The sequence below is a fragment of the Frankia sp. CoWAU3 genome (genome assembly GCF_977971855.1).
Window position 1 is genome coordinate 9,640 of sequence record NZ_CDWWXB010000007.1, and the last position, 6,333, is coordinate 15,972.

6 protein-coding genes are annotated in these 6,333 nt (G+C 69.7%); 2 read left to right on the forward strand and 4 right to left on the reverse strand.

What is annotated here, in order from left to right:
• On the forward strand, nucleotides 1-664 hold a 664-nt coding region (locus AC08ON_RS01795; RefSeq protein ID WP_476616340.1), incomplete at its 5' end, for an HDIG domain-containing metalloprotein.
• Here the strand turns inward: AC08ON_RS01795 and AC08ON_RS01800 are convergent.
• From AC08ON_RS01800 to AC08ON_RS01815, 4 genes are all read right to left on the reverse strand, one after another.
• The gene (locus AC08ON_RS01800; protein ID WP_476606191.1) at nucleotides 610-1,491 is read right to left on the reverse strand and encodes an amino acid ABC transporter permease; all 882 of its coding nucleotides are present in this window, start codon (nucleotides 1,489-1,491) and stop codon (nucleotides 610-612) included. The two genes, AC08ON_RS01795 and AC08ON_RS01800, sit on opposite strands and share 55 nt — an antisense overlap.
• Nucleotides 1,488-2,108, reverse strand: a complete 621-nt coding sequence (locus AC08ON_RS01805; protein WP_476606200.1) for an amino acid ABC transporter permease — start codon at nucleotides 2,106-2,108, stop codon at nucleotides 1,488-1,490. Before AC08ON_RS01805 ends, AC08ON_RS01800 begins: the two co-directional genes overlap by 4 nt.
• A gap of 203 nt (nucleotides 2,109-2,311) precedes the next feature.
• Nucleotides 2,312-3,268: a glutamate ABC transporter substrate-binding protein gene (locus AC08ON_RS01810; protein ID WP_476616341.1), complete on the reverse strand. Its 957-nt coding sequence runs from the start codon at nucleotides 3,266-3,268 to the stop codon at nucleotides 2,312-2,314.
• A 198-nt stretch (nucleotides 3,269-3,466) separates the two neighbouring features.
• Nucleotides 3,467-4,201: an amino acid ABC transporter ATP-binding protein gene (locus AC08ON_RS01815; RefSeq protein WP_476606189.1), complete on the reverse strand. Its 735-nt coding sequence runs from the start codon at nucleotides 4,199-4,201 to the stop codon at nucleotides 3,467-3,469.
• A gap of 363 nt (nucleotides 4,202-4,564) precedes the next feature.
• Between AC08ON_RS01815 and miaB the strand changes: the two genes are divergently transcribed.
• A complete protein-coding gene (gene miaB, locus AC08ON_RS01820) occupies nucleotides 4,565-6,187 on the forward strand; it encodes a tRNA (N6-isopentenyl adenosine(37)-C2)-methylthiotransferase MiaB (protein WP_476606188.1) in 1,623 nt (540 codons plus the stop codon).
• The last annotated feature ends 146 nt before the right edge of the window (nucleotides 6,188-6,333 follow it).

The following is a 6,333-nucleotide window of genomic DNA, read 5'->3' on the forward strand; positions in this document are numbered from 1 at the left end:
GCGGGCGGGCGAGGACGCCCTGCTCGAGACCGGCATCTCCGAGATGCACCCCGAGCTGGTTAACCTGCTGGGCCAGTTGCGTTACCGAACCAGCTACGGCCAGAACGTGCTCGCGCACCTGATCGAAAGCGCCCACCTCGCCGGAATCATGGCCGCCGAGCTGCGCATGCCGCTTCCACTCGCGAAACGAGCGGCTCTGCTGCACGACCTCGGCAAGGCGCTCACCCACGAGATCGAGGGCTCTCACGCGTTGATCGGGGCGGATGTGGCCCGTCGCTACGGTGAGGACGAGGAGGTCGTGCACGCGATTGAGGCCCATCACAACGAGGTCGCACCCCGCTCGATCTGCGCGGTGCTGACCCAGGCCGCCGACCAGATCTCCGGTGGCCGGCCTGGCGCCCGCCGCGACAGCCTGGAGTCGTATGTGAAACGGCTCGAGCGCATCGAGCAGATCGCCGGTGACCGTCCGGGTGTCGACAAGGTGTTCGCCATGCAGGCCGGCCGGGAGGTGCGTGTCATGGTAGTGCCCGAGGAGATCGACGATCTCGCCGCCCATCTGCTCGCCCGGGACGTCGCCAGGCAGATCGAGGAGGAGCTCACCTATCCGGGTCAGATCCGGGTGACCGTCGTGCGCGAGACCCGTGCGGTGGGCACCGCCCGCTGAGCCGGGACGCGGCCGCCGAGGCGGCGGTCCTGACGGCGGTCCAGCCATCGGGCCAGCAGCGACAGCAGCCCGTTGGTGACGATGTACATCACCGCCATGAAGGTGTAAATGGGCAGGGCGTACCTGCTGCCCAGATACTCGACCGCCCCGCGCCCCGACCGCAGCAGCTCGCTGTAGGCGATGACGTAGCCCAGCGAGGTGTCCTTGAGCAACGTCACCAGCTGGCTCACCAGCGTCGGGCTCATCCGCCGGATCGCCTGGGGAAACTGGATGAGGCGGAAGATCTGGACCGGCCGCAGCCCGGCCGCCGCCGCGGCCTCCGTCTGCCCCCGGTCGACCGACTGGATCCCGGCGCGGAAGATCTCGCTGAGCACCGCCCCGTTGTAGGCGGTCAGCCCGATGACCAGGGCCCAGAACGCCGAGAGCCGCCAGCCGAGCGCCGGCAGACCGAGGTAGGCGAACAGGATGAGCATCAGGACGGGCAGGCTGCGGAACAGCTCCACCAGCAGCGTGGCCGGGATGCGTACCGTCCGGCGCCGGGACAGCCGGGCCAGGGCAAGCAGGGTCCCCACCGCCGAGGCGAACAGCATCGCGGTCAGCGCGGCGCGCAGCGTGTCGAGCAGCCCGTTCCACAGCAGGGTGCGCAGCGCCGGCTGATCGACGAAGACACTCCAGCGCTTGCCGTCGAGCTGGCCAGAGTCGGCGAGGCGGAGCACCGCCAGCGTGACCAGCCCGACGAGGACAGCGGCGGCCACCACGCTCGCGAGCAGGATGCGACGCCGACCACGCGGACCCGGTGGATCGGCCAGGATGATCTCGGCGCTCATTGCGCCCTCGCCACCCGTCGTTCGGCCAGGGACAGCCCGGCTGCCAGCACCACGGTGAGGATCAAGTATGCCACCACGCCGCCGAGCAGCACGGCGATCACCGCGTCCGGATTGGCGGTCGTGAGCCGTTGGACCATGCCGGTCAGCTCTTGGACGCCGAACGCCGCGGCGATCGAGGTGTTGCGGATCAGTGCGCTCACCACGCTGCCCAGCGGTTGCAGCACGTTGCGGAACGCCTGCGGAAGAATGATCATTCGTAGTGTCTGGGAGAAGGTCAGGCCCAGCGCACGAGCCGCTTCGGCCTGACCGAGCTCGATCCCATTGATCCCGGAACGCACCGCCTCGCAGACCAGCGCGGCGTGATAAATCGAGAGCGCGACCACCGCGAACGTGAAATACGAGAAGACGATGTCCAGCTGTGGCAGGACGAACACCACGAAGAAGAACACGACGGTCAGCGGGGTGTTGCGGACCGTCTGCACGTAGGCGGTGCCGGTCCAGCGCAGCGGGGGCACGGGGGAGACCCGCATCGCCGCGAGGACGGTACCGAGGATCAGCGCCGCCACGGACGCGACCAGGCTTAGCCCGACCGTCCGGCGGAAGCCCTCGGCGAAGATGTCGAGGTTGTCGATGACGGCGTCGATCGTTGTCCTCCCTCATGCGGTGGCGGGTGGACGACCGGTCGGCGCGGGTGAGGCCGACCGGTCGTGCCCCGAGCGATGATCGGCGGATGCCGTTCAGCCGGTGCCGGTCACCTGATATCGATCACCTGCTACCGGTCAACGGCCGCCGCTCAACGGCCCTCGACCCGCGGAGCGGATCAGGACGTGTACCGGTCGACGGCCGGGGGAGTGGGCACGGTCGGCTCCACCTTGCCGAGGGTCGAGGTGTACGCCTTCTCCCAGCGCCCGTCCTTGTAAGCGGCCTCGAGCGTGTCGTTGATGAAGTTCCGGAACGCGTCGTCACCCTTCTTGAGGCCGATGCCGTAGGGCTCCTTCGTGAAGGTGCCACCCACCACCTTGAAGGCGTCAGGGTCCTTGTCGACGAGACCCAGCAGGATGCCCTTGTCCGTGGTGACCGCGTCGACCTGGCCGTTCTTCAACGCGTCGGCGCACTTGCTGTACACATCGAACAGCACGAGCTGGGCGGTGGGCGCCACCCGGCGGATGTTCTCGGCCGGCGTGGATCCGCTGACCGAGCACACCTTCTTGCCGGCAAGGGTGTCCTTGCCGGTGATGTCGGTGTTGTTCTTCGCGACCATGATGGACTGGCCGGAGACGTAGTACGGCCCCGCGAAGTCGACGACCTTCTTTCGTTTGTCGTTGATTGTGTAGGTGGCCACCACGAGGTCGACCCGGCCCTGCTGGATGAAGGGTTCACGGTTGGCCGACACTGTCTCCACGTAGGAGACCTTGTCGCGCGGGATGCCCAGGGCATCCGTGACGATCTTCGAGATCTCGACGTCGAAGCCCTCGGGCTGGCCGCTGAGGTTCTTCAGCCCGAACAGGTTCTGGTCGAACTTCGTCCCGATGGTGATCTTTCCGGCGTCGTGCAGCCGGGCCATGGTGGTGCCGGCGGTGAAGGTCACCGAGGGGGTGGGTGTCGAGGTGTCATCGCCGCTGCTCCCACAGGCACTCAGTCCGAGGGCGGCGAGCAGCGTCGCGCCGGCGAGGAGCGCGCCGCCGCGCCTGCGGCGGCATTCGCGTGACATCCCGCCGGAGCTCCCGTTGGGATGCCCGGCGGCGGGGCGTCGCGTCCGGCTGAACGGTGTACGCATGACCGATCCTCTCGCAGTGCTCCGGACCGCGGGTCCGGAGCAGGTGATCTGGCGTCGGGTGGTGTGTGTCCCCCCCTGAGGAACTGCGTCCCTCTGGTGGTGCGTGCCTGCTGGTGGTGCGTGCCTCTGGTGTGTCTCCGGGTACCGGCGGCGCGGTGGGCGGTGGGCGCGGCCGGGTCGGGCCGGGTCGGTGGAGGTTCAGTGCTGCAGGACCCGGGCCAGGAAGTCCCGGGCGCGCTCGGTCCGCGGCGCGGCGAAGAAACTCTCTGGCGGGGCGATCTCGAGGATGCGACCGTCCGCCATGAAGGCCACCCGGTCCGCGGCGGAACGCGCGAATCCCATTTCGTGGGTGACGACGATCATGGTCATGCCGCTGGTGGCCAGCGACCTCATCACGTCCAGCACCTCGGAGATCATCTCTGGGTCGAGTGCCGAGGTCGGTTCGTCGAAGAGCATGAGCACGGGATCCATCGCCAGCGCCCTGGCGATGGCGGCGCGCTGCTGCTGGCCGCCGGAGAGCTGGCGGGGCAACTGGTCCGCCTTGTCGGCGATCCCCACGCGTTCCAGTAGTTCCTGGGCCCGGGTGCGGGCCTGCAAGCGGTTGTGTCCCAGGACCTTGACCGGCCCCAGGGTGACGTTCTCGAGCACCGTCTTGTGCGCGAAGAGGTTGAACGATTGGAACACCATTCCAACCCGTGATCGCATCCGGGCGAGCTCACGGCCCTCCGTGGGCAGGGGACGGCCCTCGAAGAGGATCCGGCCCTCGTCGATCGTTTCCAACCGGTTGACGCAGCGGCACAGGGTCGACTTCCCCGACCCCGAGGGCCCGATGATGATGACGACCTCGCCCGCCTCGACGGACAGGTCGACGTCGGTCAGGACCCGGTTGTCGCCGAACGACTTCCCGACGCCTTCCAGAGTCACCAAAGGCATGTCGACCTCCCGACACAATGGCGCTGTGGTGTTGGGCCGAGCGTCCCGGCGGCCTCATGATGGAACGGCCAGGCGCGCGGATCAGTCGTGGGGCCGACGGCTGGAGCGGTCGTCTCGCGCGGATTTCGGCGCACTGACGGGAACATTCGAGAATAGTATCCCTGCAGCTACGCAAATATATCGAGCGGGGTGTTGCCTGATATCTCGGGCGGTGTCCGGGCCGGGGTGGGGCGCCTCAGCTCCCGACGGGGAGGGTCCCGGCCCCGCAGGCGAGGCGGCCCGCGACGCGATCCCGTCCCCGCCGGACCCAGCTCAGACCCCAGACCCGGCTCCGGCCCGGTGCACGCGCCGTAGGCTGGTCGGGTGAACGGCCGCAGCTACGAGGTCCGCACGTTCGGGTGCCAGATGAACGTCCACGACTCCGAACGGCTCTGTGGGCTGCTGGAATCCGCCGGCTACTCCCCGGTCGATCCCGGCGGCGAGGCGGATGTGGTCGTGTTCAACACCTGCGCGGTGCGGGAGAACGCCGACAACCGCCTGTACGGCAACCTCGGCCAGCTAGTCCCGGTGAAGAAGGGCCATCCGGGCATGCAGATCGCGGTCGGGGGCTGCCTCGCCCAGAAGGACCGGGCCGCGATCCTCGACCGGGCGCCCTGGGTTGACGTGGTCTTCGGCACGCACAACCTGCACCGACTGCCCGTGCTGCTGGAGCGCGCGCGGCACAACGCGGCGGCCCAGGTCGAGATCGCCGAGGCCCTGGAGGTCTTCCCGAGCTCCCTGCCGACCCGGCGGGCCAGCCATCACTCGGCCTGGGTCAGCATCAGCGTGGGATGTGACAACACCTGCACCTTCTGCATCGTCCCCAGCCTGCGTGGCCGCGAGCGTGACCGCCGGCCGGGCGACGTGCTTGCCGAGGTCGAGGCCCTGGTCGCGGAGGGCGCCCTGGAGATCACACTGCTGGGGCAGAACGTCAACTCCTACGGGCGCTCGCTGGGAGATCCCGGTGCCTTCGCGAAGCTGCTGGCCGCCTGCGGTCGCGTCGAGGGTCTCGAACGTGTCCGCTTCACCTCACCGCATCCGCGCGACTTCACCGACGACGTCATCGAGGCCATGGCGACCACCTCGAACGTGTGCCACCAGCTGCACATGCCGTTGCAGTCCGGGTCGGACACCGTGCTGCGCCGCATGCGCCGCTCGTACCGTCGGGACCGTTTCCTCGGCATTGTCGAGCGGGTGCGGGCGGCCATGCCCGACGCGGCCATCACCACCGACATCATCGTCGGCTTCCCTGGCGAGACCGAGGCGGACTTCGCCGACACCCTCGACGTGGTGCGGGCGGCCCGGTTCTCCGGCGCCTTCACCTTCCAGTACTCGCCTCGCCCGGGTACCCCGGCAGCGACCATGGACGCCCAGGTGGACCGGGCGACCGTGGCCGACCGGTATACCCGGCTGGTGGCCCTGCAGGACGAGATCTCCTGGGCGGAGAACCGGGCCCTGGTCGGCCGGCGGGTCGAGGTGCTGGTCTCGGAGGGGGAGGGGCGCAAGGACGGCGCCACCGGCCGGATGTCCGGCCGGGCTCGGGACGGACGGCTCGTGCACTTCCGTGCGGACGAGGCCGCGAGCTCGTCCACCGGCTCGGGCCCGAGGGCGGGCTGCGCCGCGCCCGCGGTCGCGGTGGCGGTGGCGGTGGCGCCTACGGTGCGCCCGGGCGACGTCGTCGAGACGGTGGTGACGCGGGGGGCACCCCATCACCTCACCGCCGACGGCCCCCTGCGGTCCCACCGGGCGACCCGTGCGGGGGACGCGTGGGCGCTCGGGCGTGACGGTGGCGGTGCGGCAGCCGCGCAGCAGCCGGCAGGCGGACGGCCGATCGTCACCCTGGGCATCCCGTCCCTGCGGTCGTCCTCGCCCGATCCCGTCGGCCCGGCGCCGGCCGACGCGGCGTTGGCCGGCGCGGACGCCTGCTGTACTCCGGTACGTCGATGACCCTCGTCGCCGCCGCGGTCTGTCCTCATCCTCCGTTGCTGGTTCCCGAGGTCGGCCGTGGTGAGCCGGTCGAGGCGCGGGCCGTCGCGGTGGACGCGGTGCGCCTGCTGTGTGCCGCCGAGCCGGACACGATCGTGGTGGTGGGT

Excerpts from the sequence above, each read along its gene's own strand:
- AC08ON_RS01810 (WP_476616341.1), bottom strand. The coding sequence starts at position 3,268 with ATGCGTACACCGTTCAGCCGGACGCGACGCCCCGCCGCCGGGCATCCC.
- AC08ON_RS01800 (WP_476606191.1), bottom strand. The coding sequence starts at position 1,491 with ATGAGCGCCGAGATCATCCTGGCCGATCCACCGGGTCCGCGTGGTCGG.
- AC08ON_RS01815 (WP_476606189.1), bottom strand. The coding sequence starts at position 4,201 with ATGCCTTTGGTGACTCTGGAAGGCGTCGGGAAGTCGTTCGGCGACAAC.